Origin of the sequence: Paenibacillus catalpae (assembly GCF_900112695.1) — a bacterium.
Taxonomy (GTDB): domain Bacteria; phylum Bacillota; class Bacilli; order Paenibacillales; family Paenibacillaceae; genus Pristimantibacillus; species Pristimantibacillus catalpae.
In genome coordinates, this window is the sequence record NZ_FOMT01000001.1 from 1,686,088 (window position 1) to 1,710,487 (window position 24,400).

At 50.9% G+C, this 24,400-nt stretch carries 25 protein-coding genes; 5 read left to right on the top strand and 20 right to left on the bottom strand.

Annotated elements, in window-relative coordinates:
- Window positions 1-92 precede the first annotated feature (92 nt).
- The 6 genes from BM200_RS07295 to BM200_RS07320 are packed head-to-tail and all read right to left on the bottom strand — an operon-like array spanning window position 93 to window position 6,822.
- Window positions 93-1,535, bottom strand: a complete 1,443-nt coding sequence (locus tag BM200_RS07295; protein WP_091183166.1) for a bifunctional 2-methylcitrate dehydratase/aconitate hydratase — start codon at window positions 1,533-1,535, stop codon at window positions 93-95.
- A 36-nt stretch (window positions 1,536-1,571) separates the two neighbouring features.
- Complete coding sequence (locus tag BM200_RS07300) at window positions 1,572-2,690, bottom strand: citrate synthase/methylcitrate synthase (RefSeq protein WP_091183169.1); 1,119 nt, start codon at window positions 2,688-2,690, stop codon at window positions 1,572-1,574.
- On the bottom strand, window positions 2,691-3,590 hold the full coding sequence (gene prpB, locus BM200_RS07305) for a methylisocitrate lyase (RefSeq protein WP_217649554.1): 900 nt from the start codon (window positions 3,588-3,590) through the stop codon (window positions 2,691-2,693).
- A 10-nt stretch (window positions 3,591-3,600) separates the two neighbouring features.
- Entirely contained in the window at window positions 3,601-4,731 is a 1,131-nt protein-coding gene (locus BM200_RS07310) for an acyl-CoA dehydrogenase family protein (RefSeq protein WP_091183171.1), read from the bottom strand.
- 27 nt (window positions 4,732-4,758) lie between these two features.
- Window positions 4,759-5,622, bottom strand: coding sequence for a 3-hydroxyacyl-CoA dehydrogenase family protein (locus BM200_RS07315; protein WP_091183174.1), 864 nt, complete (start codon window positions 5,620-5,622; stop codon window positions 4,759-4,761).
- A gap of 21 nt (window positions 5,623-5,643) precedes the next feature.
- Window positions 5,644-6,822 carry an acetyl-CoA C-acetyltransferase gene (locus tag BM200_RS07320; RefSeq protein ID WP_091183176.1) on the bottom strand — a complete coding sequence of 393 codons (1,179 nt, stop codon included), beginning with the start codon at window positions 6,820-6,822 and terminating at the stop codon, window positions 5,644-5,646.
- On the opposite strand from BM200_RS07320, the gene BM200_RS30795 reads away from it, so the two are divergent.
- A complete protein-coding gene (locus BM200_RS30795) occupies window positions 6,712-6,945 on the top strand; it encodes an SWIM zinc finger family protein (protein WP_425434528.1) in 234 nt (77 codons plus the stop codon). The genes BM200_RS07320 and BM200_RS30795 overlap by 111 nt on opposite strands.
- Here BM200_RS30795 and BM200_RS07325 read toward each other — a convergent pair.
- Window positions 6,837-7,937, bottom strand: coding sequence for an acyl-CoA dehydrogenase family protein (locus tag BM200_RS07325; RefSeq protein ID WP_091183178.1), 1,101 nt, complete (start codon window positions 7,935-7,937; stop codon window positions 6,837-6,839). The genes BM200_RS30795 and BM200_RS07325 overlap by 109 nt on opposite strands.
- A gap of 275 nt (window positions 7,938-8,212) precedes the next feature.
- A complete protein-coding gene (locus tag BM200_RS07330) occupies window positions 8,213-8,980 on the bottom strand; it encodes a MerR family transcriptional regulator (RefSeq protein ID WP_091183180.1) in 768 nt (255 codons plus the stop codon).
- Between the two features lie 144 nt (window positions 8,981-9,124).
- Between BM200_RS07330 and BM200_RS29925 the strand changes: the two genes are divergently transcribed.
- Complete coding sequence (locus BM200_RS29925) at window positions 9,125-9,265, top strand: hypothetical protein (RefSeq protein WP_175532773.1); 141 nt, start codon at window positions 9,125-9,127, stop codon at window positions 9,263-9,265.
- Between the two features lie 54 nt (window positions 9,266-9,319).
- Here BM200_RS29925 and BM200_RS07335 read toward each other — a convergent pair whose 3' ends face one another.
- The 6 genes from BM200_RS07335 to BM200_RS07360 form a co-directional block, all read right to left on the bottom strand.
- Window positions 9,320-10,321, bottom strand: coding sequence for an ABC transporter ATP-binding protein (locus tag BM200_RS07335; RefSeq protein WP_091183182.1), 1,002 nt, complete (start codon window positions 10,319-10,321; stop codon window positions 9,320-9,322).
- Between the two features lie 39 nt (window positions 10,322-10,360).
- Entirely contained in the window at window positions 10,361-11,137 is a 777-nt protein-coding gene (locus BM200_RS07340; protein WP_091183185.1) for an ABC transporter permease, read from the bottom strand.
- Complete coding sequence (locus tag BM200_RS07345; protein WP_091183186.1) at window positions 11,134-11,943, bottom strand: ABC transporter permease; 810 nt, start codon at window positions 11,941-11,943, stop codon at window positions 11,134-11,136. The genes BM200_RS07340 and BM200_RS07345 overlap by 4 nt, the downstream gene beginning before the upstream one ends.
- The gene (locus tag BM200_RS07350; protein ID WP_175532774.1) at window positions 11,940-13,127 is read right to left on the bottom strand and encodes a serine hydrolase domain-containing protein; all 1,188 of its coding nucleotides are present in this window, start codon (window positions 13,125-13,127) and stop codon (window positions 11,940-11,942) included. The genes BM200_RS07345 and BM200_RS07350 overlap by 4 nt, the downstream gene beginning before the upstream one ends.
- 28 nt (window positions 13,128-13,155) lie before the next feature.
- On the bottom strand, window positions 13,156-14,310 hold the full coding sequence (locus BM200_RS07355) for a serine hydrolase domain-containing protein (RefSeq protein ID WP_091183192.1): 1,155 nt from the start codon (window positions 14,308-14,310) through the stop codon (window positions 13,156-13,158).
- 207 nt (window positions 14,311-14,517) lie between these two features.
- A complete protein-coding gene (locus BM200_RS07360; protein ID WP_091183193.1) occupies window positions 14,518-16,089 on the bottom strand; it encodes an ABC-F family ATP-binding cassette domain-containing protein in 1,572 nt (523 codons plus the stop codon).
- A 95-nt stretch (window positions 16,090-16,184) separates the two neighbouring features.
- On the opposite strand from BM200_RS07360, the gene BM200_RS07365 reads away from it, so the two are divergent.
- Window positions 16,185-17,618 carry a DEAD/DEAH box helicase gene (locus BM200_RS07365; RefSeq protein ID WP_091183196.1) on the top strand — a complete coding sequence of 478 codons (1,434 nt, stop codon included), beginning with the start codon at window positions 16,185-16,187 and terminating at the stop codon, window positions 17,616-17,618.
- 63 nt (window positions 17,619-17,681) lie between these two features.
- Here the strand turns inward: BM200_RS07365 and BM200_RS07370 are convergent, their stop codons facing one another.
- Entirely contained in the window at window positions 17,682-17,987 is a 306-nt protein-coding gene (locus BM200_RS07370) for a DivIVA domain-containing protein (RefSeq protein ID WP_091183198.1), read from the bottom strand.
- A gap of 161 nt (window positions 17,988-18,148) precedes the next feature.
- Window positions 18,149-18,475 carry an L-rhamnose mutarotase gene (locus tag BM200_RS07375; RefSeq protein ID WP_015844351.1) on the bottom strand — a complete coding sequence of 109 codons (327 nt, stop codon included), beginning with the start codon at window positions 18,473-18,475 and terminating at the stop codon, window positions 18,149-18,151.
- A 225-nt stretch (window positions 18,476-18,700) separates the two neighbouring features.
- Here BM200_RS07375 and BM200_RS29930 point away from each other — a divergent pair, with 225 nt between their 5' ends.
- On the top strand, window positions 18,701-18,847 hold the full coding sequence (locus BM200_RS29930; RefSeq protein WP_165930719.1) for a hypothetical protein: 147 nt from the start codon (window positions 18,701-18,703) through the stop codon (window positions 18,845-18,847).
- Window positions 18,848-18,910: 63 nt separating this feature from the next.
- On the opposite strand, the gene BM200_RS07380 is transcribed toward BM200_RS29930, so the two are convergent.
- Together BM200_RS07380 and BM200_RS07385 are read right to left on the bottom strand one after the other, a co-directional pair.
- Entirely contained in the window at window positions 18,911-20,161 is a 1,251-nt protein-coding gene (locus BM200_RS07380; RefSeq protein WP_091183200.1) for a TolB family protein, read from the bottom strand.
- Window positions 20,158-21,141 carry a VanW family protein gene (locus BM200_RS07385; protein WP_091183202.1) on the bottom strand — a complete coding sequence of 328 codons (984 nt, stop codon included), beginning with the start codon at window positions 21,139-21,141 and terminating at the stop codon, window positions 20,158-20,160. The genes BM200_RS07380 and BM200_RS07385 overlap by 4 nt, the downstream gene beginning before the upstream one ends.
- A 118-nt stretch (window positions 21,142-21,259) precedes the next feature.
- On the opposite strand from BM200_RS07385, the gene BM200_RS07390 reads away from it, so the two are divergent.
- Window positions 21,260-22,393, top strand: coding sequence for a hypothetical protein (locus BM200_RS07390; RefSeq protein ID WP_139230761.1), 1,134 nt, complete (start codon window positions 21,260-21,262; stop codon window positions 22,391-22,393).
- A 57-nt stretch (window positions 22,394-22,450) separates the two neighbouring features.
- On the opposite strand, the gene BM200_RS07395 is transcribed toward BM200_RS07390, so the two are convergent.
- Together BM200_RS07395 and BM200_RS07400 are read right to left on the bottom strand one after the other, a co-directional pair.
- Entirely contained in the window at window positions 22,451-22,984 is a 534-nt protein-coding gene (locus BM200_RS07395) for a LysM peptidoglycan-binding domain-containing protein (protein ID WP_175532775.1), read from the bottom strand.
- A gap of 84 nt (window positions 22,985-23,068) precedes the next feature.
- Window positions 23,069-24,142, bottom strand: a complete 1,074-nt coding sequence (locus BM200_RS07400; RefSeq protein WP_175532776.1) for a glucosaminidase domain-containing protein — start codon at window positions 24,140-24,142, stop codon at window positions 23,069-23,071.
- Between the last annotated feature and the right edge of the window lie 258 nt (window positions 24,143-24,400).

Consider the following 24,400-nt stretch of genomic DNA (forward strand, 5'->3'; position numbering starts at 1 on the left):
TCCTCGTTATATTATAAGCGTTAGAGGGTCCATAACTCAATGAAGGAAGTCAAGAAAAAATGAAAAAAGACGGCCTTTGGCAGGCCGCCTTTTCAGATTACGAATAAATCAACAAATTGATCTACCGCTGTACGTTCTAATGCCTCCTGATCCTGGCACAAACCGGCGATCCTCTCCGCCTGCTTCGCGGGGAACCGGGTCCGCAGATTGTCTGTAAATTTCTGCTCCAGCAGCGGAACGCCTTCCTCTCTCCTACTCCGGTGGCCGACCGGATATTCCACTTCTATTTTGTCCGTTGCGGAACCGTCCGTGAAAAACACTTGAACCGCGTTGGCGATTGATCGTTTGTCCGCAGCCAGATACTCCGCCGAATAGCGCGGATCTTCGACCGTACGCATGTTGTCCCGCAGCTTATCAATCCGGGGATCAGATGCCGCTGTATCCTCATAATGATCCGCCGTCAGTCCGCCATGAAGAAGGCCTATTGCAACCATGTACTGCAGACAATGATCACGGTCAGCCGGGTTATGCAGCGGCCCGCGCTTATCAATGATGCGAATAGCCGATTCATGAGTAGTGAGCTCAATTGCAGCAATGTCATCCAGCCGGTCTTTCACAAGCGGATGGAGCCGAATGGCTGCCTCCACCGCGGTCTGCCCGTGGAATTCCGCGGGATAGGAAATCTTGAACAGGATATGCTCCATCACATAGGATTCAAACGGACGTGCCTGCACGAGCGTCTTCCCTTTAAACAGCACATCCTGAAACCCCCATCCAGGAGCTGACAGGACGGAAGGATACCCCATTTCACCGCGGAGCGCCATCAAGGAAAGCCATACCGCCCGGCTTGTCGCATCCCCGGCTGCCCATGATTTCCTGGATCCCGTGTTTGGCGCATGGCGGTACGTCCGGAGAGCATGACCGTCCAGCCAAGCATGGGATACGGCATTGATGATTTCATCCTTGCTGCCTCCAAGCAGCCGGGCGACAACGGCAGTTGAAGCGATCTTGACGAGCAGCACATGATCCAGTCCCACCCGGTTGAAGCTGTTCTCAAGCGCGAGAATACCCTGGATTTCATGTGCTTTAATCATCGCCGTCAGCACATCGCGCATCGTTAACGGGGCGCTGCCTTCTGTCCTGATCTTACGGCTGATATAATCCGATACCGCGAGAATGCCGCCGAGATTATCGGATGGATGGCCCCATTCGGCGGCCAGCCATGTATCATTGTAGTCGAGCCAGCGGATCAGACACCCGATCTGGAAGGCTGCCGTGACCGGATCCGTCTGGATTGAGGTGCCCGGCACCCGCGAGCCGTTGGGAACAACGCTACCCGGCACAACAGGACTGATCAGCTTGGTGCATTCCGGATACCGAAGGGCCAGCAGACCGCAGCCAAGCGTATCCATCAGACATAGCCTGGCTGTATGGTAAGCTTCCGTGCTCGTCAGTTCCTTATGAAGAACATACTCCGCGATATCGACCAGCAGCGGATCGGGATCGGGCCGGTTATGATGAACCGTTACAGACATAATCGCTATACGCCTCCCTTACGGGTCTAGTTTCCTCTATCGCTGCGCGAGCGGCAGCCATTCTTGCGGATCCGGCCCGATGTAATCCGCGCTTGGGCGGATAATCCGATTTCTTGAGCGCTGCTCCAGGATGTGCGCCGACCATCCGGACAGACGGGAGAGAACAAAGACAGGCGTAAACAGCGAGGTTGGAATACCCATGTGGTGATAAGCCGATGCGCTGTAGAAATCAAGGTTCGGGAACAGCTTTTTCTCCCGGCGCATCACGTGCTCGATCCTCTCGGAGATATCGTACAGCCTCCGGTCACCGGCTTGCTCCGACAGGGCAAGGGACCATTGCTTAATCACGTCCGACCGGGGATCAGAGACCGAATACACGCGGTGGCCAAATCCCATGATCAGCTGCTTCTGCTGAAGAGCTTCCATGACACCTGCTTCTGCTTCATCCGGACTGGCATACCGCTCGATCAGCTCCATAGCCGCCTCGTTAGCGCCGCCGTGCAGCGGTCCCCGAAGCGTGCAAACTCCTGTTGTAACCGCCGAGTAATAATCCGACAACGTTGAAGCCGTAACTCTGGCAGCAAAGGTGGAGGCATTAAATTCATGCTCTGCATACAAAGTCAAGGACACATCAAGCGCTTTGGCATGCTGCTCGTCAGGCTCCTTCTGATGCAGCAGACTCAGGAAATGTGCAGCAACTCCGCCACCGCCGCCATAGGTATCGATCCGTTTTCCGGTTTGCTGGTAATGATACCAATAAAGAAGGATCGAAGACGTGCTGCCGATCAACCGGATCGCGATGTCCAGGGCAAGGCGGTCCTCTTCTTCCGGCTCAAAACAAGCGAGAGCGGAATAGCCGGTTCGCAGCACATCCATCGGATGGGTGCTTCCCGGCAGCAATTCGAGAATGCTGGTTAAGGCAGGCGGCAGAGCGCGGCTGACAGCAAGCTGTCTCTGGAACTGGATTAGCTGCTCTGCCGTCGGGAGCCAGCCATACAAGAGTAGATAGGCCGTTTCCTCAAAGGAAGCGAACTGGGCCAGGTCATAGATGGAATAACCGCGGTAGGATAATCCCTTCCCTTCCTTGCCGACAGTTGAGATGCCCGTCTGGCCGGCGATCACATCTGCTAGACCACCTTGCTTTTGTCCCGGCATTTATTGACCCTCCTTGTTATCCTTCTCGTTCATCCCGAAGAGCAAATCAAGCTTATGTTCATAATCATAGTAGTGAAGAAAATCGTACAGCTCGGCCCGGGTCTGCATTAGATTAATGACTTTCTGCTGCGAGCCTTCTTCACGGATAGTTCGATAGACGCTCAGCGCCGCCGCATTCATCGCCCGGAACGCCGACAGCGGATAAAGCGCAAGCCCAACGCCAGCCTCCCGAAGCTGTTGAGCGGTGAACAGAGGTGTTTTTCCGAATTCCGTGATGTTCGCCAGTATGGGGACCTGAACAGCTTCAGCAAACTGCTTATATTCGTTCAGATTGCCAACCGCTTCGGGAAAAAGCATATCTGCTCCCGCCTCCACATATTTGCGAGCGCGTTCAATCGCAGCCTCCAGCCCTTCCGATGCAAGAGCATCCGTTCGGGCCATAATAACAAAGCTGCTGTCTGTTCTGGCATCTACGGCAGCCTTGATCCGGTCTGCCATTTCATCCGTATGGACCATCGCCTTATTCGGCCGGTGACCGCAGCGCTTCTCCGCCACCTGATCCTCGATATGGACCGCAGCTACGCCAGCTCTCTGCATCTCCTTGATTGTACGGGCAATTTGAAACGCCCCGCCGAACCCCGTATCAATATCGACAAGAAGGGGGAGTTCCGTCACGCTCGTTATGCGGCGAATGTCTTCAAGAACGTCCTGAAGGGTCGTAATTCCGAGATCAGGAAGACCAAAGGATGCATTGGCAACTCCCGCACCGGATAAATATAGGGCCCGAAAGCCCACCTGCTCTGCCATCATAGCCGCGTAGGCGTTAATAGCTCCTGCTACCTGCAAAGGCTGCTCCGTCTTTATCGCTTCCCGAAACTTAAGTCCGGGACTCATACTCATAACGTCACCCTCATTTCATCAATCTGCTGCTGATTACAATGCGGTGAATCTCATTGGTGCCTTCATAGATTTGAGTCACCTTGGCATCCCGGAACAGCCGCTCGGCTGATAAGTCCTTCGACAGCCCATCCCTCCCCAATAGCCGGACAACGGCTCCGGATACCGCTACCGCTGTATCGGAAGCGAACATTTTGGCCATGGAAGCTTCCTTCGTGCATGGCCTGCCCTCCTGCCGCAAGGAAGCTGCCCGATAGACGAGCAGCCTGGCCGCTTCCGTTCTTGCTTTCAGCTCTGCCAGCTCTGCGTGGCTTTGCGTGTATTGAGCATGCTTGCCCTTTGGCGGCTGCAGCCGCTCCTGCAGAACCTGAACCGCTGCTTCGGCAATTCCTAACGCTTGTGCCGCTATGCCGATTCGGCCGCCGTCCAGCGAGCCTTTGGCAATCGCAAAGCCTTCGCCTTCCCTTCCCAGCCGATACTCTGCCGGAATACGCATCTGTTCGAAATGAAGCTCGCATGTATTAGAGCCATGAAGGCCCATTTTCCGCTCCGGCTTCCCGATATGAAGTCCTTCAGTATCACCGGGCACAATAAACGCCGTGATGCCACCCGCCCGCTTTGTTCCGTCTGTTACTGCAAACAGCAGATATATCCCCGCTGCCCCGGCGTTTGTAATAAACAGCTTTGATCCGTTCAGTTCATAGTCATCACCCTTCCGTTCGGCTGATGACCGTATAGCTGCAGCATCCGAACCGGCATGAGGCTCGGTTAAAGCAAAGGCGCCAATCGACTCGCCAATCGCAAGTCTCCGGACAAACTGATGACGCTGCTGATCTGTGCCATAATTCAGAATCGGAAGTGTGCAGACCGACGTATGCACCGATAAAATAACACCAACTGCCGCACTAATCCTCGAAACTTCATTGATTGCGATAATATAAGAGATAAAGTCCGATCCTGCTCCTCCCCATTGTTTCGGAATAGGAATCCCGAGCCATTCCCGCTCTGCCATCTGCCGGATCAATCCGATGGGAAACCGCTCTTCCGATTCCATCACAGGAACCGCTGAAGCAATCTCTGCTCTTGAAAATTGACGTATAGCCTGCTGCAGCTCCCGCTGCTCCTTCGTAAACCGGAGTTCCATGGACAATCGCTCCTTTCGGGTGCGATTCTAATCGTAGCTGTAAAAACCTCTCCCGGTTTTCTTGCCTAACCATCCGGCCGAGACATAATTGCGAAGCAGCGGACAAGGCCGGTATTTCGAATCGCCAAACCCTTCGTGCAGCGTTTCCATAATGAAAAGACAGGTATCGAGTCCAATAAAATCAGCCAGAGTCAGCGGACCCATCGGATGATTCATCCCGAGCTTCATGATCTGATCGATGGATTCCGGCTCCGCTACCCCTTCATAAACGGCGTAGATAGCCTCGTTAATCATCGGCATCAGAAGGCGGTTTGAGATAAACCCGGGATAATCCTCGACGCGGATCGCTGTCTTCCCGAGTGATTCTGCCAGAGCAACCGTTGTGGCGAGCGTTTCCTCTGAAGTGGACAATCCGCGGATCACTTCCACTAGCGGCATAATCGGAACCGGGTTCATAAAATGCATGCCGATTACCTGTGACGGACGTGTCGTCGCCCCCGCAATAGCAGTGATCGACAAGGATGAGGTATTTGTAGCAAGAATGGTCGAAAGAGGGCATATGCTGACTATTTCCCGGAAAAGTTTTTGCTTCAGCTCAAGCCGCTCCGGCACAGCTTCAATAACAAAATCTGAATTCCGGCAGACCTCAAGCGTGGTTACCGGCGAAAGCCTGTGCCACGCCGCTTCCCGCTCCTCCGTGGTTAATCGTCCTTTCTTCACCAAGCGGTCAAGTGAACTCGCAATGGCTGCCATTCCCCGCTCGGCGGCAGCATCGGTAATATCATAAAGCGATGTATCATACCCGTGCTGTGCCAGTGTCTGGGCGATACCGCTTCCCATTTGTCCGGCTCCAAATACGGTTACCCGGCGGACATGCTGTACCAGCTCCATAACTCTTCACCTCTGATTGATTCATCCCTCGACCTTCAGCAGAATCGCATCGCCTTGCGCTCCGCCGCTGCAAATGCCTGCGATACCCAGTCCGCCTCCCCGCCGCTTCAGCTCATGAATCAGCGTTAAGACGATACGGGCGCCGCTCGCTCCAATCGGATGCCCAAGCGCGATTGCACCGCCGTTAACATTGACCTTCTCCGGATCCCACCCAAGCATCTGACCGCTGATTAACACAACAGAAGCGAATGCTTCATTTACTTCAAACAAATCAATCTGCTCAAGAGGTATTCCCGTCTTCTGCAAAAGCTTGCGGATCGCGAGTGCCGGAACAGTCGCCAGATAAGCTGCTTCAGCACCGGCAGAAGCATGACCAAGTATCGTCGCAAGCGGCTTAATCCCTTGACGCGCCGCTTCCTCGGCAGACATGACGGTAACGGCTGCCGCACCGTCATTGACACCGGGAGCATTGCCGGCTGTGATCGTCCCGCTCTGGTCAAAGGCCGGCTTCAGTTTGGCCAGCTTAGCGGCATCCGTGTCCGGGCGCGGACCTTCATCCATGGCGAGCTGCGTGCCGTCATCCAACGTAACGGGGACTATCTCCTCAGCGAAGCGGCCAGACTGCTGAGCAGCTACCGCACGAACATGACTCCTTAGCGCCCATTCATCCTGCTCCTTGCGGCCGATGCCAAATTCATCAGCTACCCGGTTGCCGAGCGAACCCATGGGAACCTGATGGAAGGCGCATAACAAACCGTCATTACTCATCAAATCCACCATCGCCGCATTTCCCATTCTTGCTCCCCATCGGGCTGAAGGAACCGCGTATGGCGTCCGGCTCATGCTCTCCATACCGCCTGCCACCAGAATATGGGCATCACCCGAGCGGATCATTTGATCTGCCATCGTTATCGCTCTTAGCCCGGACGCACAAACTTTGTTAATCGTCTCCGATGGTACATCCCAGCTCAAGCCGGCAAGTCTCGCAGCTTGCCGGGATGGAATTTGGCCGGTTCCTGCCTGAAGCACCATGCCCATAATGACACCTTCGACCTGGCTTGCAGGAACACCGGATCTCTGCAGCGCTTCTTGAATGACGGTTGCTCCAAGCTGAACGGCCGGTACGGATTTGAATTGTCCGCCAAACTTGCCAAACGCTGTTCTTGCACCGGCTACGATTACAGACTGACGTGTAGACATGCCGTCAGTTCCTCCTATTCCGCCTCCAGGCTAGTGAATATAGCCGAGTACGAATATTCTTCAACGGCTTCGAGACTTTTGGCATCCCGCAAAAAACGTTCCACCCGATACTCGCGCATATAGCCGTATCCGCCAAAAATCTGTATCGCATCAATCGCGGTGGTTACCGCATGTTTTATCGCAAAAAACTTCGCCAGGGCTGCCTTTCCGCTGCCCAACTTAGCCAACGACCATGCCGCATCATAGACAAGCCATCTTGATGCCTCAACATTCGCCGCCATATCAGCCAGCTTAAACGCGATTCCCTGCTGGCGGCCTATCGGTTTGCCGAATTGCGTCCGTTCCTTTGCATAAGCAAGCGCAGCCTCTAACGCACCTTGAGCAATTCCCGTGGCCTGTGCGGCGGCGCCAATATCTCTCATATCATTAATGGCATTAATTAAACGAGAATGGCTTGATTTAGAAGGCTTGGAATTTTCGTTAACCACATTAAATAAATGGGATTGAAAACGGAGCTCTGCGGATGGCACTCCGCGTAAACCAAGCTTGCTGTTTGATGATCCAACGGTAAGACCAGCGGAATCATGAGGAATAACTCCAAGCGATACCCGGCCTCTCGTGTGCTTAATCAGAACAACATAGTCATCCGCTGTGCCAGCCAATTCAACCGACGGAATATGGCCCTCAAGGATATAAGAATTCCGGTTCTGAACCATTCTTTTGGACCTTAGATGCTGGTCACCGCAGGCAAAAGCTCCTAGCCTCGCCCCGGTAGTTAATGGCATTAATTTATCTTGCATCAACCGTTCGTTCCCACATTGACTGACAGTCCATGCAGCTGTTGTATGCGCACGAAGAACAGCTGACGTTGAGGCACACACGCGTGCCAGCTCCTCCAGCACGATGGCATACATCAGCAAGTCACTCCCGGCACCGCCCCATCGCTCGGAAATGGGAATACCCGTCAAACCCATCGCTGCCATACTGTCAAACAAGCTGCGATCTACCCTCTCGTATTCATCCCGGTCAATAGCCCCGGGGGCAAGCTCACCGTCAGCGAAATCTTTTACGGCCGCGCGGGTCAACTCGTATTCCTCGTCTAACTGAAACCGCATCTCCCCCTCCCCCTCCCCCTCTCTGCAAAGGACAAACTATTCGACGGATTCCGAGTCTAATTCAATATATGAGGGAGCCTTCCGCTAACATGCCGCACATAACAAAAAACCGCAGTCTATAAGACTGCGGTGCACAATTGCGGGTTGAGGCGCATATGACCGTTGTCTGTAAGACTGCGGTGAACAATTGCGGGTTGAGACGCAATATGACCGTTGTCTATAAGACCGCGGTGAACAGACGTGAGGTTATCCGCGTTTTGGCCGCTGCCAATTGGCTACGGTTGAATCACTCCGGTGTAAATATGAATCGCATCTCGCAAGAAAACGGCCATTCCCGGCTGCTCGGTATCATAATAAGCGGTGAACCGCTCATCATCCACATACATTTGGGCTAGCCCGGCATGGGCTTCCTTCGAATACTCTTTCCAATAATAGCACAGCCAGCGTTTATGGAGGTCTGCTGCTTTTTGTGCCAGATCACCTGCAGGATCTCCTGTTTTGAACGCAGCTGCCAGTGTCGTTTTGACCTCTTCCGCCAGCTGAGTTACTTCTTCAAATTGCTCCTGCGTCATATGACTCAGCTTGGCGTTAGACGCATTCACCGTGTCATCGCCGTATTTCTCGCGAATTTCCTTGCCGTATTTCTTCTCGTTCTCATCAATCATCTTCTGCTTGAAGCCTTCAAATTTCTGCTTGTCAGACATGTTTATTCTCCCTTCCGCATGTTCAATGGACAACTCGACATTCCGGATGAGCTCATCCAGCTGCCGTCTACGGTCGAGAAGCTGCTCGTGGTGCTCCTTCAGCGCATTGGCCTTATCAAAGGACGGATCGGTAACGATCTGCTTAATCTGTTCAAGACCAATGCCAAGCTCGCGGAAAAATAAAATCTGCTGCAGCAGATCAACCTCCGCCTCGCCATAAATCCGGTAACCGGATGAACTTACTCTTGCCGGCTTCAATAATCCAAGTTCATCGTAATACCGCAGCGTTCTTGTGCTAACACCTGCGAGCTGTCCCAGCTTCTGTACGGTATATTCCATCTGCTCACCTCCCGACAACCTTACTGTACACCTTGACGTAACGTGAAGGTCAACACCTATTTCGTTAGGATTTCTTAGGAACATTATACAATGCATGAAACCGTTCCCGTACGCTCAACCTAGTAGGGGTGGAGGTGAGAAATCATGACAGGACGTAATAATAAGCCCGATAATGATGGACCTGCAGCTAGTCCGTCACGCCTTGACCAATTTGGCGATAAGCTGGCTGACAACTCGGGATCCGTACCGAAAAAGCCGAACAAAAACAACAACAGCTGCAATTGAGCAAACTTTTCCGCAGAAGCAAAGGCTGCCCCAACAGGGCAGCCCAACTTCTCTTTAGGACTTCGCCGCGGCTGATTCTGCCGACGCCTCGTCCATATATAATTCCTTCATGATGGATTCAATCGGGATAACGTCAATTGCCATATCGACAATGCCATAGACTTCATTAAACTCCCGGATAAACCTTTTCAAGGGCAGCAGAGATGTGTCAATCTCCAGCGCGATCTCCAGAGGACCAATCCGTTCTGTAATCGTAATGCCCTGAATTCGAATGTCCGGTACCGGGGATTCCGTTGTCAAACGGACCGACTTCTTATCTCCCAATCGGCTCCGCAGAACTCCAAGCGAATCATCTACTACAATCTCGCCATGGTTAATCACAATGACTCTTTCCGCCAGCATCTCCACATCCTCCAGATCATGCGTGGTCAGGATAAACGTAACTCCCTGACTGTTCATGCTCCGGATAAAATGACGGATGTTCTCCTTTGCAATCATATCCAGCCCAATCGTTGGCTCATCCAGGAAAACAATTTCCGGGCGGTGCAGCATCGCCATAATAAATTCGCATTTCATCCGTTCCCCAAGCGACAGCTGGCGGGTAGGCTTTCGGATAATATCGCCAACGCTCAATAGCTCCGTTAAATCGTTCAGCGTCGATTGATACTGCCGTTCCGGCACCCCATAGATTGCTTTATTCATATAAAAGGCATCCACTGGAGGAATATCCCACAATAACTGCGATTTCTGGCCAAATACAGCCCCAATCCGTCCGACATATTGCCGTCTTTGCTTCCAAGGGACAAGCCCGAGAGCTCTTACTTCTCCAGCTGTCGGGTGCAGGACGCCGGTCAAGATCTTGAGTGTCGTTGATTTTCCGGCGCCATTCGGACCAAGGAAAGCAAGCATCTCTCCCTGAGGCACCGTAAAAGAAAGATCATGGACCGCTTTGATCTCCTTCATCGGCCTTCTGATCAAGTTACGCGTCACTTCTCGCAGCGTATGGCCGCGTTCATGGGTCATATAGGTCTTCGTCAGATTACGAACTTCAATCATATTAACCTGTATCCTCCTCTCCCAATCCGTCGTTAGCTGTCAGCCTCCCGCACTTGTATAACCTCGCAGCATACGGTTCCAGTACACCATGCCAAGCAGCAGGAAGCCCGCCGCGGGCAGCAATGCCCACAGACCCTCCCATCCGCTTCTGCCAAGCAGAGCTTCAGCCGGGACAAAAGCGATGAGCCCTACCGGGAGCACGTAAGTTAATACGTTCTGCATCGACTTCGAGAAGATTGTTCCCGGATACATGCCGAAGCTTGTAAAAGCATCGAATATATCAAAGACGCGGCTGCTGCCCACCCAGCGGAACAGCATACCGGACAGGAACAGGGATACCGCGCAGAGCATGGTTACCGAAGCCAGGAAGAGCAGACCGAATTGGAGCCATGATTCGCCACCCGGCATTGCCATCCCGCTCAACGCGTAAACAAATAACACCGTGCCGCTGAACAGCCTTCCAAAATCATCCGGATCAAACCCGGTAATCATGGCCATCAGCATAACAGGTCGCGGCCGGAGCAGAAGCAAGTCAAAGGTTCCTTCTCGGACATGGCCAAGTGTTGTGCCGACCATTCCAAAGAAGATTGGAAAGGCAACACCCTTCGACAAAGCAAATACCGCTTGAATGAGCAGGGCCTCATGCATCGTCCACCCGGGGAACGAAGCGCCGGACTTATAGACGAGCAAGGTAACCAGCGGAACGACAAGATCGCCGATAACAAGCATAATAACACTGATAATGAAATGACTGCGGTAAGCCATTTGTTCCGCAAATTTCGTCCGGATGACAGCTCCAAATAAGCCCTCTCTCATACGCCCACCCCCGTAAATCTCCTCATTGCCGCGTTGTACAGGAGAGTCATTGTCAGAGCGGTTACGACAACAGCAACGGCTTGAAGGCCAACGGCCTGTGCAAGGGTCAGATGAATGCCGGCAAGCTCATATTCTCCCCCGTACACCCTTGTCGGAAGATAGGTAATGAACTGGAATGGCAGGAAAAAGAGGATCTTCTGCAAGACTTCCGGGAAGAAGGACAGCGGAATAAATACGCCGGCGCAAATATCCTTCAGCAGCAGGAAAACCCGGCGAATCCCTTCTGCCCGGATGAGCCAGAAGGCGGTCAGCCCAACGCAGTAATTCACCATAAAATTCATCAGGAAGCTGAACACGATCGAAAGCAGTGCCCATCCAGGTGCGGCAGGCTGCATATTCACATCAAACACAAAGATAAACAGCAAGAGAACCGGCAGCACTTCAACCCAAATCGCTAACGATCGGTGTCCGATTTTCTGTGCGAGCGCAAACAGCCAATGCGGCAGCGGCCTTAAGGCAAAGGTGACGAACTTCCCGCTTCGTACCAGCATTTGCAGGTTCCAATCCGCGAAATCAAATGAAATATAATGAATGAGGCTTGCTACCCCGTAATACGTGAGCATTTGTTGATACGTCAGTCCGTTTAGCGTATCATGTCCCTCGTAAATCGCCTTCCATATGAAGACCTGCACGAGGAACATTACCGGACCAACCAACAGCGATGCCGCCATATGCGACCGGAACGCTGCCCACTCCTTGTAGGTAGCGAATCCGATCGCTTGAATGACGGCGGTCAGCCGCCTCACAGCCAGCCGGAGCCGATGATGTTTTGCGTACCGTTTATCGACTCCGGGCACCAATCGCTATTAGAAGGAACAAAGAAGACAACGACCGACTGATGCTGCGGATCCACGATCAGCTTGCAGCGGCCCGCGCCTTCATGTCCATAGGAACCGACCGGCAGCCAATCGTCATGTCCGGTAAGATTGGCTCCAAGTCCATACGTAAAGTTCTTGATCCGCCCTCCCCAGCAAAAGCCCTCAATCCCGCTGTTTAGAACATTCGAACTCATCTTCTCGACCGACTTGCGGGACAAGATTTTAATCCCGTCAAGCGTGCCGTTATTCAGCAGCATTTGCCCAAAACGGAATAAATCATCAAGCGTCGAGCTCATGCCGCCGCCTGCTCTTGGAGGACTGTAAGTTCGGTCATGTTGCTTAGTATCCCGATTCACGTCATGCTCATTGATCCAGCAAACCTCGGCGTGCAGCTCCTGCGGAATAACAAAGAACGTACGGTGCATGCCAAGCGGCTGGACAATCTTCTCCATCACATATTGCTCGAACGGAATCCCGCTAGCCCGGGCTACAATCTCGCCAAGAATACAAAATCCGGCAGAGGAATAGCTCCACTCGACACCTGGCGCTGACAACGGCTGACCGGATAACAAAGCACGAAGCCACTGGCTGCGCCGCTGCTTCTCCAGCTCTTCCGGATCGGTTACCGCATAAGGTCCTTCTGTCTCTGGTTCAAAGGCAAACAGGAGATCCCACCAGCCTCTTGGATAAGGCTCCTGAAAGTAGCCGGGATCCGCCTGAAGTCCTGATGTATGCGTCAGCAGATGCCAGATTTGAATTTTGTCATAGGTAGGATTCTTGAACTCCTCAATCCATTCCGAAACCGACTGTCTCAGAAACAGCTTACCCTGCTCTACCAGCTGGAAAATCGCCGTAGCGGTAAACAGCTTAGTCACCGATGCGATTTTGCGGATCGTTTCTTCCTTGTACACCGAATCAGGAGCATCATGCTTGAGCTGTCCAAAAGCGCCTTTCGCAAACACCGTCCCTTTCGCGGAGATCAGATACGCTGCGCTTTGAATTTGCTCTTGCTCAATCAGCTTCTTGAAATGCTCTTCCAGCCGAATCCGCGCATCCGGATCAAATCCGGTCTCCTGCGGCTGTATTGCTGTATATACGCCCGATGTTGACATGGGCAACCCTCCCATACATGGCTATTTGTTATTCCAAACCGGACCATACGATAGCTCGCGGCGTTAATACGGATTCATTCGTATAACCCTTGTGGCTTGGGACAAGGAAAGCAAACACCAATTCTTCAACCGGGTCAACGTACAACCCGCAATGGCCGTAGCCCTCGTGCGAGAAGGTTCCTTGGCTTGACAGGTCATAATGATCTACAGACCAGCCGAGGCCGTATTTGAAATCGGTATGGAGATTCCCCCAGCCTTTGCTCATTAACCCGTGCAAATGATTAGTTGTTTGCAGCTCAATAGAGCGCTTCGATAAGACGCGGTTGCCGTTACCGCTCCCGCCGTCCAGCATCATCTGGCCAAACTTCCACAAATCCTCTAGTGAAGAATACAGACCATTGCCAGCTACGTTTGGCATTTCGGCTGTCCGCTCGCGCGGGTTATAAATCTGGCTTTTCTCCCACTCATTCGTACAGCAGACCGAATCTCTGCGATCCTCGGGCACCTGGAAGAATGTATTCGTTAAACCAAGCGGAGTCAGAATCTCGTCTTGTATGTACTGCTCATAAGACTTTCCGGATACTTTGGCTATAATCTCGCCTAATACCGCGTAACCGCTTGAACAATAAATCCATTCTTTGCCCGGCATGCGCTGCATAGGTCCGGAGATCACAACCTGCAGCCAATTTATATGCGGATATGCTTTCTTCGCTTCTTTGGCCATCCACTCATACCATGGCAGACCGTATGGCTCCGTGTAAAAGCCGGGATCTCCCTGCAGGCCGGAGGTATGGGTGAGCAAATGGAATATGGTAATGTCTCGATGTTTATCATTGTCAAACTCGGGCAAGATCCGGCTGACAGATTCGGACAGAAAAATCTGCCCCCGGTCGATCAGCTGATGGATAGCCACGGCAGTAAATACCTTGGTGATGGAATAAATCTTGCGGATGGAATCCGGGAGCATATCAGCGCTGTCTTCTTCAGAACGGAGTTTGCCAAGAGACCGGTGAGCAAACACCTTTCCTTTTCTGGCGATAATGTAGCTTGCTGCTTGAATCGTGCCGCTGGTAATGATGGAAGCGTAATGATCATCGAGCCGGTTAAGATTCTGTCTGTCGAAGCCGGCTTCCTCCGGACTTGCGCTCGTCCAGCCTTCATGAATGTGAATCATATCCTGCATGCGAACGGACCCCTCCCTTTATTGGAGAATCATGGAAAATGGAAACATATCCCTATTCTAAGGGTACGAATGTTCGTATGTCTATGCAAAATTCGTATAAAACGAAAATATATTTTGCGGTTTAGTTTAAACCCTTGCACTTATCATGGGCCATAAAAAAATGCAGAACAAACGCACGAAGGTGCCTTGTTCTGCATTTCGGTTTCCCTATAAATTCTGCTCGCTTACCCCGGCTTCCGGATCAAAGGTCAACATCTTCGTTCCTATCTTATCGATAAAGAACCGGTCATGACTCACGGTTATAACCGCTCCAGGGAAATGAATCAACGCCTGCTCCATTACCTGAATGCTTGTTAAATCCAGATGATTGGTTGGTTCGTCCAAGATGATGACGGCTGCCCCTGAGAGCAGGCATTTGGCCAGTGCAACACGCGCCTTCTGCCCGCCCGATAAGTTGCCAATAAATTTGCTGAGATCCATCTCCGAGAATTGAAGCATGGACAGGAACTTATTCACCTTTTTCCGCGGGGCATCCAGTCCAAGACCATAGGTGTTCACCGCGTGGCTGACCGTATCCTTTGGATCAAGCTCCTCCCACATCCGGTTGAAGGAGGCGTAGCTTACGCCTCTCTCCCAGATGACTTCGCCCGACTGAGGCTTCTCCTGTCCCGTCAGCACTTTAATGAGGGTGGATTTCCCGCTTCCGTTAGGACCAACGATGACCAGGCGATCTTCCTTCTGGATATCGAAGCTGACATTCTCGAAGATCTGCCTGCCGTCATAGGTCTGGCTAATTTGCTTCACTTCGCACAGCTTGTCCGGAAAACGCAGCTTCTCGTAAATATCGGTGATCAGCACATTAACCGGATGCGGCTCGATCCGTTTCTTATTATCCGCCAGCTGACGGGAAAGCCGGTCTTTCGATGTCTTTTTGCTGCCGCGGCTGTCAATCTCCTCAGCCTCCATGAGGAGAAGCTCCTCTTCCCACTCGAACTGGCGGTCCAATTCCTTCTTGCGCATTTTTTTCTTACGAACATAATCGGTATAATTGCCGTCATACTCCTGGAAATGATAATTCTCGATCTCGATCGTTCTCGTAACCACTTTGTCGATAAATTCTCTATCGTGGGATACCAGAATCATGGCTCCTTTGAAACGGAACAACCACTGCTCCAGCCATGCGATCCCTTCCATATCGAGATAATTCGTTGGCTCATCGAGCAGAACGACATCCGGCGATTGAATCAGCATTTTGGCCAAGGCTGCGCGGTTTCTCCAACCTCCGGACAACTCATCGACCGGCTGATGGCGGGAAGTGTCATTGAACCCCAGCTTCGTAAGAACGGTATTAATCTCGACAGACACATTCCAGCCGTCCAAATGCTCCATTTGCTCAAACAGCTCCGCCTGCCTCGACAGCAGCTTGTCCATCTCACCGTCATCGGTGACCAAGCCCAGCTTCTCCGCAACTTCCTGAAGCTCACGCTCAATAAGGGCAACCTGCTCGAAGCACATTTCCAGTTCCCGTTGAACGGATAAGCTGCCGCTCAGCTCCGAGAACTGCGAGAAGTAACCGATTTTCACTTGCGGATCTATTTCCACCTTACCGGACGTCGGCTCGTCTTTGCCCATAATAAGCTTGAACACCGTCGATTTGCCGGCACCATTGCGTCCAATCAGGCCAACACGCTCGCCTTGACTCAGACGAAAATAAATATCGCGAAAGATCATAGCGTCTTCATATTTCTTCGTCACGTTCTCTAGTCTAATTACGCTCATCGCTATCATCCTTTCATTCATCTAACGATTATATCACTATCAGGAGCGATTCCGGGTATAATGAATAAGAGAATATCATGTAGAAGAGGTTGAAGATGACGGTATTTAAGGATTTGAGCAAGGAAATTACGACGGCTTTAAGCAGTTTGGGCTTTGACACTCCGACAGAGGTGCAGACGAAGGTCATTCCCATTGCGCTCGAGAAAAAAGATCTGGTCGTTAAATCGCAGACAGGCAGCGGTAAAACTGCCGCTTACGGCATTCCGCTCTGTGAGCTCGTGGAATGGAACGAGAATAAGCCGCAGGCTTTAATTTTAACGCCAACCCGTGAGCTTGCGGTTCAGGTCACGGAAGACATCACCAATATTGGCCGGTTTAAGCGAATTAAAGCGATAGCCCTTTATGGGAAATCGCCTTTCCATATTCAAAAAGCTGAACTGAAGCAAAGAACCCATATGGTTGTTGGTACTCCGGGACGAGTGCTCGATCATATTGAGCGCGGCACGCTTGCGCTGGAGAAGCTTGCTTATCTGGTAATCGATGAAGCCGATGAAATGCTCAATATGGGATTCATTGAACAAGTGCAATCAATCATTCAAGCTTTGCCAAGCGACCGGGTAACGATGTTATTTTCCGCCACCTTCCCTGAGGATGTAGCCAAGCTGTCACGCCGGTATATGGACAACCCTGAACGAATTGAGATCGAGGCAAGCGGGTTAACAACAGCAACCATTGAACATTCTCTCATTGAAGTGAAGGAAGCGGATAAGCTTGCGTTGCTTCAAGATATTCTCGTTGTGGAGAATCCGGACAGCTGTATTATTTTTTGCCGGACACAGGAAAATGTCGATAAGCTGTTCCGGTCGATGGCCGAACTCGACTTCCCATGCGACCGCATCCACGGCGGTTTGGAGCAGGAAGAACGATTCGAAGTGATGAATGCGTTCCGAAGAGGCCAATTCCGCTACCTGATTGCAACGGATGTTGCAGCGAGGGGGATCGACATTTCGAATATCACCCATGTTATTAACTACGATATCCCGCTTGAGAAGGAAAGTTACGTGCATCGTACAGGACGTACGGGACGTGCCGGCAAGAACGGAACGGCGATTACTTTCCTCGCGCCAAATGACGGCAGACGCCTGGCAGAGATTGAAGACTACATCGGGTTCGCGATCCCGAGAGTGAAAGCTCCTTCCGAAGAAGCGGTTGACCGCCGCCGGGAAGATTTCGAACGCAAAATCAATGTTGGGGTTGAACTAAAAAAAGACCGCCGCGAACAGTTGAACAAGCAGATTATGAAGCTTAACTTTAATGGCGGGAAGAAGAAGAAATTTAGAGCGGTAGATTTTGTGGGGACGATCGCCAAGCTTGAAGGGGTTACCGCTGACGATATCGGCATCATTACGATTCTCGACCATGTGACAGATGTTGAGATTCTGAACGGCAAAGGATCTCTGGTGCTTGAGCTGATGAAAAATACGACCATAAAAGGCAAGCAATTAAAGGTACGCCGAGGGAACAAATAAACCTTCCTAAAAACAAGAAAGCCGCTTAAGCTCTATGTGAATAGATCTTACGCGGCTTTATTATTAGAATACGCGAGGACGAAGTGTTTCTCTCTTTTCCCCGAATACACGTTGTTCCAGATCCTCAAGGCGGCGTTTGATCATAAAGTAATCAAATGCTTCCTTATCCTTCATCAGTTCTTTATGTATATTCGCCAGATCGGCTTCAAATTTCACGATCAGCTCCTGCATGCGGCTGTAATCCTTGATAATCTCATCCAGGAACTCATCCACCTGCTCTTGGTTGTAACCTCTCATCTTCTTCTCGAACTGCTTAGCATGTATTGTTTGCGCCGTTAATTGGATACCGTAGTTGCTCAACTCGCTCATGGTATAAATGCTCCTCTCAGACTTCAATAAAAAATAAATCGAATGACACCTAATCTATATAATACGACGAAATTCGACTTTCTGCAAAGCAAGAGCTTCCAGCAGCAAAAAAGGACTGCCTGACGCATGGTAGCGCCGAGCAGTCCCGGATTCGTTCATCCTTATTTCAGATAAAATACTTCTCTCAAAGGCCGGATCGGTTCCGCCTCACGGAAATCGAAGGAGCCTTCCACCATTTGCGAAGTGATTGCGTTCCACCGGTTGCACGGCTCGCTCTCGGCAATCATGCTGAACGCCTTCTCTACATCATCACATTCAAAGCAGTAGAAAAACTGGTTGCCATTCTGAAAGATCGAATAATTGCGGATACCCGCGCGCGAATGCTCTTCCATAATCTCCGGCCAAGGCGCCAGATGCATCGCTACGTATTCTTCAAGCATTTCCTCTTTAATTTTCCATGTCCAAGCGAATTTATTGCTGTTTTCCATGTGCTTCCTCTCCTTCTGAATCCTTGGTTTCAAGGTGCCACAATGACGATTCCCCGGGCTTGTCCTCTTGAAGACGTTTACAAAAAAGCCGACAGGTTCAATATAGGTTATCCATGTCATGGTGTAAAGAGAAGATTTTTCACGCCATATTCGGGGCGGCATGCGGGCAATCTAATCTAGCCACAGGATGTAGGCGCCATTCTATCGCAGGGAGGAATTAAATCCATGTCGCATAATAAACGACGGTCTTTCCAAGGTAAAATGCATGCACTGCAGTTCAACTCGTTAGAAGCTGAAAATAATGTGGCGGGCTCAACGGACCGCAACCGGAATCAAAAAGGCCATGTTCCGAACAGCCCATCAACAGGCTAGACTCGTTTTTTGTGCCAAAACGGCCGGAACCCTTGTCTATCAAGGATTCCGGCCATTCCTTATTTATTGCACATAATCAATGACTTCACTCCAATTGGCCCTGCCGTAATAGTCCTGGGCAACAGTCAGCTTGGGAATCCAGCTTAATGATCGTCTCGCGCCTTCTTTCAGCAGTTTTACTTCAGCGGAGCCTTGGCCGGATTGAACAAAAGCGAGCATCCCGTTATTCATAATGGTCGGAGCATAGTCCCCGTAGCCATCCATCCCGCGCGTCAGGTTTTTATGCTGGCCGGTACGGACATTAACCCTGGTCAATAGGGGCAGCGTTCTATCCTCTTCATCGCTCGACCATGCCGCTTCTTTTCTTCTCGATACAATAATCGCCTCATCCCGATCCCAGGTAAAATCGTTGTCGGCATAACCGGCTGGCGTCAGGACATGTTTTTTTAACGCAGCTATATCCTCCAGGATCGTCAGCTTCTTGTTCGAGGACGCTTCCCTGCCAATGCCTTCGACGAACGCAAGTTTGCCGCTTGTTGGACTCCACTGAAACCAATCCGTATAGCCTAACATCTGTCCGGCCTTCACAAAACTTTGGCCATCCGAGGATAACAAGATTAAAGTATTCGCATCTGAAGACAGAGAAGCGGTCGGCTTCGCAATAAAGGCGATCCATCTCCCGTCAGGCGACCACTTGAACGGGCTTGTCTGAATGGCGAAAAAATCATCTGATTGCCCGGGCAAACGGTAGAACAGCTGCTTCGTCCATGCTCCTGCCGAATCCGGCTTTAGTACATACAGTTCAATTGGCGCCCAGCCGCCTTCAGGCTGCAGCTCAGGGGCTGTGGAGACAAGCAGGCCGCTGCCGTCCGGCAGCCAAGAGAACTCCCCTACATTATCCATTAGCCGATCCTGCGAGTGATCGCTGGGCCGATCCGCCGAGACCACGCTGAGCGTTCTACCCGACAGGATAGCGAGGCGATTGCTGTTCGGAGCCCATTTGACATTCGAGCCCTCCCCCAGCTTTCGCATGCCGCCGGTCGCCGCTTCATACGTCCATACCTCCGGCCGGTTCTCATCCCGCAGGAAAGTCATCCATTTCCCATCGTCTGACCATTGCGGATAGCGGATATATTCTTCCTTGGTCAGCGGTTTTTGCACCTCATCGGCAGCCAGCCATAAATCATTGTTGCGAACAAAGGCCGCCCGCAGCGCTTCCCCTTCCCCTTCCGTTGCTGCTCCTGCCCCTGTTGCCATAATCATCTGAACACTGACAGCTGCAGCGACAATGATTCCCGTTAACTTTATCTTCACCGTTGTAACGCCTTCCCTTCATCGATGAAATCATGCTGCTGTGACCTAAACGCGATTTCCTCCGGCAGCTTCTTCGACATACTAGGTATGTCACGGCGTTTGTACTCAATAAGCTCCGATGAGTAGACCGATACGAACACACGACCGCTGCCGGCAAAAGCCCGGATGAGGATCGGCTGATTGTATTCGTTCCGGAAGACGAAATCCGGACCGTCCCAACTGACCGTGGCATCCCGTCCCGGCAACACATACGGTACATGCCTGCTATGTGAATACCGCTGTATGATTTTAAGCCCTGCGTTGTCAATGGCGTTAAACAAGGTGGAGGATACCTGGCAGATGCCTCCTCCTACCCCTTCGGACAACTCACCGCGGACGATTACCGCAGCGCTCGTATAGCCCTTCTCAACCGTTCGTGGTCCAACCGTACGATTAAACGAGAATGTCTCACCGGGAAACACGACGGTGTTGGAGATCGCTTTGGCGGCTAACGAGATGTTAAGGGAGCGGTTCTTATTGCTGCTGTTGTAGTAAGTGACATAATGGCCGATCGCTTTCTCCTTAATGCTGGCAAGCAATTCGCTGTCCACCTTCGCATGAATCGGTGTAAGTGGAAGAGCAATGGTCGAAGGCTGGTTATTAAAGAAATAACCGTAAAATTGGGTTGCGAATTGATCGCGATCCAGTTGATAGCCTGTTTTTTCAGGGACAATATTACCCCGGTCACCGATATATGCATTAACTGGCGGAACATTAATCTGTTGCTCCAGCTTGGCTTGCAGCTTGTTGAATTTCCCGATGTCCAGGAATGATGTTCCCGGAAGACCATACTCCTGCCGCTCGATATGGGCGAGCGGTTGTCCGCGGTGCTCAATCGTTAATTGCTCTGATAATAGTTGAGGTTGCTCAGGCTGCACGGGTTGTACAGGCTGCTGCAACAGGATAGCAAGGCTTGCTATCCAAATTCCATTTAATCCCATTCCTCACTTCTCCTATCCTCACATAAGCGCCATTACACCCGAGAATAATAATGGACAAGGAATAGTATGGTTCGAAGGCGCTTCAATTATTTTGAAACAGGAGGAAATTATGTTTTTCATGCGATTCAACCGAAATCTAGCTTGCGGGATCTTCGTGCTTTTTCTTAGTCTTAGTCTGGCCTTCTTGCCTGAAGCAGGTTCAGCAGCGGGTATGGAAGAGAACAGCGCACGTTCGGGTCTGTTATTATCAGTCAGAACAAGCCCATCTGCTCAATTCGAGAACCATGTAGCAATCGATGACCCGGATATTGTTCAAGCTGTTAAAGTTCCAAAATGGCACGCGACGGATGAAATGCCTCGCTTTACGGATCTGTATATTTCCAGGGAAGGCGTATCACCTGTGCTTCTTCGCGTAGATACAAACGGGAATTTATGGAATGAAGCTCAAATGAAAATGATCGTTCTCTCCGGGAAAGCAGCAGTGAAGCTAAATCAAGCAGCTGCTTCATTGCGTGAGCAGCATTATGGCCAATTGCTCGATTGGCAGGAAGCGGAGAAGCTGTTTTCCCGCAAAGCTGTTTTTGTCATCAAGGATATGGAATCGGGTCTTTCGTTCCGCGTACAGCGCAGAGCCGGCCATGATCACGCCGACGTACAGCCGGTGACCAAGGCGGATACGGAAATCATGAAGCAAATTTACAACAAGGGCTGGACGTGGGACCGGAAAGCGATTATCGCGGAGAAAGACGGCAAGCAAATCGCCGCATCCATGAACGGGATGCCGCATGGCGGGGACGGTATACCGGAGAACGGCTTTTCGGGGCATTTTTGCGTTCATTTTCTGAACAGCTCCACCCATAAATCCGATGCACCCGATTTGCCGCATCAGCTGATGGTTTATAAAGCTGCGGGCAAGCTGAGGAGCTTTATGGCTGATGCCACTCCTTATCAGCTAGGGGAAAGCCTCATTGAAGCCATCCATCATGATGAATACGAGATGATTCGCCTAATGACGGAAGGGTTGTCCAAAGAGCAGTCGGAAGCGTTGTTACGGCATAAGACAGATTGGCGGTCCATCCGGAGAAAGGATGGTCGTGAGCTTCCCCAAGAGGAGTCTCTGCTGTCCGAGGCTCAACTGGAAGCCGAGATTCTGCATTCAACCAGGGGGAGAAGATTTGTGCACTTCCATTCCCGATATGTAAGAACAAGCCCGATCAGTCCATGGGAGCTGAAGGAATTAACGGTTATATAGAACAAAGAACGTCCGCCACCTTATCGAGCAAGGTGACGGACGTTGTTTTCTTGTTTCTTAGAACGGGCCATTAACCGATGTCCCGTGAACATTAGGATTTGCCATATTAGGAGCAACCATATTCGGGCTTACCATGTTCGGACTAGTCATGTTCGGCTGAACATTTGGTTGTGCATTTCCTTGTGCCAGGGATTGAGTTGCCGGCATATCCATGTATGTTTTGTGGCAATACATATTGGAAATACGCGGAATAACTACTGTCTCGCCATGCTTCAGTGATTTTGGATTCGCAATGTGCAAATTGGCTTCTTCCAAGAGAGCATTCGGGATGTTGTAAGCATGAGCGATTTGGTCCATCGTATCCCCTGCTTGTGCTTGGTGATGAGCGTAATAATAGTTGCGGTCATCTTCCCGGATGAATGGAAAGAAGAACGGCGAGAAGAAAAAGAACGGGTACAAGAAACGACCAGGGAAGAAAGGATGCGGGAATGGCCTGAAAGGTGGACGGAATCCACCGCCAAATCCGCCTCCACCAAATCCGCCTCCGCCAAATCCACCGCCGCCAAAAGGTGTAAAGCCACGATTATCCATCAATATACCTCCGTTATATAGTCATTTGACTATATAACTTATTGAATCATGGGCGAAAAGGTTCCTATTTTCCCGTAACTTAAGCTACAGCTTTTTATAATCACGCTTCATAATGTTCATCACTAGTCCCGCCCATTTCGGATTGGCCGGGCAATACTTGCTTGCCACTTTATCAATCGTTGTAAAGCCTTTAGCAACATAGTTCTTGGCCAGCAGCTGGCCGAATTTGCGGACGCTGTCTCCCTTCGTAGCGAAGGAGAAGGCTTTATTATACTTGTCACTGTCTATTGCATTAAGCCCAAACAAATTGTTCTTCTTCTTGGCCAGCGTGCTTTTGCCGTTGCCGCTTTCCAGCTTCATAACCGCAATCGTAAAGTAAGCGTTAATGCCGTATTCTTCTTCAATATCAAGAATGGCTCTCTCCAAACCGTGGTTGGCAAGAGCGGTTTTCTCAAACAGCTTCGCTATATGTTCTTCGGTAAGCCCCGAATCCGATTCTACAGCTGAAGATGGCCTCACCGGTTCAGAACGCAGTTCTTTATGCGGTTTTATCTTTAATGTATCATTAGGCGGCACTTCAATGGCTTTGGCCACCGCTATTGTATTCGCTTTCGCAAGCACTGCCGGTGCAGCTGCCGCCACTGCTGGTGTCTCACTCTCTTCAACCAACTCTGCGTAACGCCCATGGACAAACCCCTGATCAGCCAATGCCAGCCAGCCGTTATCGGTTGTCTGACTCACCTTAATGGTGTCCCCTTGCTTAAGTACTTGAATTATATTGGAGTTTGCATCCGGCTGTTCGCGGACGTTGAGGTAATACGCGGTTACTTCGTATGTATGAACAGGTGGAGCTTGCACAGAGGGCGGTGCGATCGCGCTTAGTATTTCGGGGATGGTACTTGGTTCAGGCTCCGGCAATGATACCTCTTGCCTCTCTATTTGGTTAATTTCAGCAGCTTCCGGCAATTGCGGCGTGAACAGCTGTAAGGCTTCACTTTCCACGATATTGTCCCCGGCGATCGTCAGATGAGCCGCTGATAGATCATGCGTTACTTCGGCAGATACTTTATTTGAAGGTAAAAAACGCGTGCCCAAGGTCATGAACAAAGCTATACAAAGTACATATACAAACACTTGACGATTTAATTTTGTATGCATCGTTACACCTCTTCCCTCGTTTTGTAAATCAGACATACCTTCTGTGGTATAGGTTAGATTGTACATAGGAGGATTTGAAAAACGTGTCAAATATCCTGCGCGGCTCACTTGTTTCTTTGTCGGAGTTTAGGGTTAAACTTTGACCGAAAAAGCAGTTTTTGAACATATGCCGTCCATTCCAATCGGTTAAACCGATACCTGCTCGAAAAACTCGCTCCAATATGACCCTATACGTGAAAATTAGTAAAATAAAAACAA

Coding starts and splice junctions, on each gene's coding strand:
- BM200_RS07340 (WP_091183185.1), bottom strand. CDS start 11,137: ATGAGAGAGGGCTTATTTGGAGCTGTCATCCGGACGAAATTTGCGGAA.
- BM200_RS07325 (WP_091183178.1), bottom strand. CDS start 7,937: ATGCGGTTTCAGTTAGACGAGGAATACGAGTTGACCCGCGCGGCCGTA.
- BM200_RS07295 (WP_091183166.1), bottom strand. CDS start 1,535: ATGTCTGTAACGGTTCATCATAACCGGCCCGATCCCGATCCGCTGCTG.
- BM200_RS07395 (WP_175532775.1), bottom strand. CDS start 22,984: ATGGATAATCGTGGCTTTACACCTTTTGGCGGCGGTGGATTTGGCGGA.
- BM200_RS07400 (WP_175532776.1), bottom strand. CDS start 24,142: ATGCATACAAAATTAAATCGTCAAGTGTTTGTATATGTACTTTGTATA.
- BM200_RS07350 (WP_175532774.1), bottom strand. CDS start 13,127: ATGTCAACATCGGGCGTATATACAGCAATACAGCCGCAGGAGACCGGA.
- BM200_RS29925 (WP_175532773.1), top strand. CDS start 9,125: ATGACAGGACGTAATAATAAGCCCGATAATGATGGACCTGCAGCTAGT.
- BM200_RS07315 (WP_091183174.1), bottom strand. CDS start 5,622: ATGGAGCTGGTACAGCATGTCCGCCGGGTAACCGTATTTGGAGCCGGA.
- BM200_RS07365 (WP_091183196.1), top strand. CDS start 16,185: ATGACGGTATTTAAGGATTTGAGCAAGGAAATTACGACGGCTTTAAGC.
- BM200_RS07375 (WP_015844351.1), bottom strand. CDS start 18,475: ATGGAAAACAGCAATAAATTCGCTTGGACATGGAAAATTAAAGAGGAA.
- BM200_RS07370 (WP_091183198.1), bottom strand. CDS start 17,987: ATGAGCGAGTTGAGCAACTACGGTATCCAATTAACGGCGCAAACAATA.
- BM200_RS29930 (WP_165930719.1), top strand. CDS start 18,701: ATGTCGCATAATAAACGACGGTCTTTCCAAGGTAAAATGCATGCACTG.
- BM200_RS07330 (WP_091183180.1), bottom strand. CDS start 8,980: ATGGAATATACCGTACAGAAGCTGGGACAGCTCGCAGGTGTTAGCACA.
- BM200_RS07320 (WP_091183176.1), bottom strand. CDS start 6,822: ATGTCTACACGTCAGTCTGTAATCGTAGCCGGTGCAAGAACAGCGTTT.
- BM200_RS07300 (WP_091183169.1), bottom strand. CDS start 2,690: ATGCCGGGACAAAAGCAAGGTGGTCTAGCAGATGTGATCGCCGGCCAG.
- BM200_RS07310 (WP_091183171.1), bottom strand. CDS start 4,731: ATGGAACTCCGGTTTACGAAGGAGCAGCGGGAGCTGCAGCAGGCTATA.
- BM200_RS07390 (WP_139230761.1), top strand. CDS start 21,260: ATGCGATTCAACCGAAATCTAGCTTGCGGGATCTTCGTGCTTTTTCTT.
- BM200_RS07355 (WP_091183192.1), bottom strand. CDS start 14,310: ATGCAGGATATGATTCACATTCATGAAGGCTGGACGAGCGCAAGTCCG.
- BM200_RS07385 (WP_091183202.1), bottom strand. CDS start 21,141: ATGGGATTAAATGGAATTTGGATAGCAAGCCTTGCTATCCTGTTGCAG.
- prpB (WP_217649554.1), bottom strand. CDS start 3,590: ATGAGTATGAGTCCCGGACTTAAGTTTCGGGAAGCGATAAAGACGGAG.
- BM200_RS07360 (WP_091183193.1), bottom strand. CDS start 16,089: ATGAGCGTAATTAGACTAGAGAACGTGACGAAGAAATATGAAGACGCT.
- BM200_RS07335 (WP_091183182.1), bottom strand. CDS start 10,321: ATGATTGAAGTTCGTAATCTGACGAAGACCTATATGACCCATGAACGC.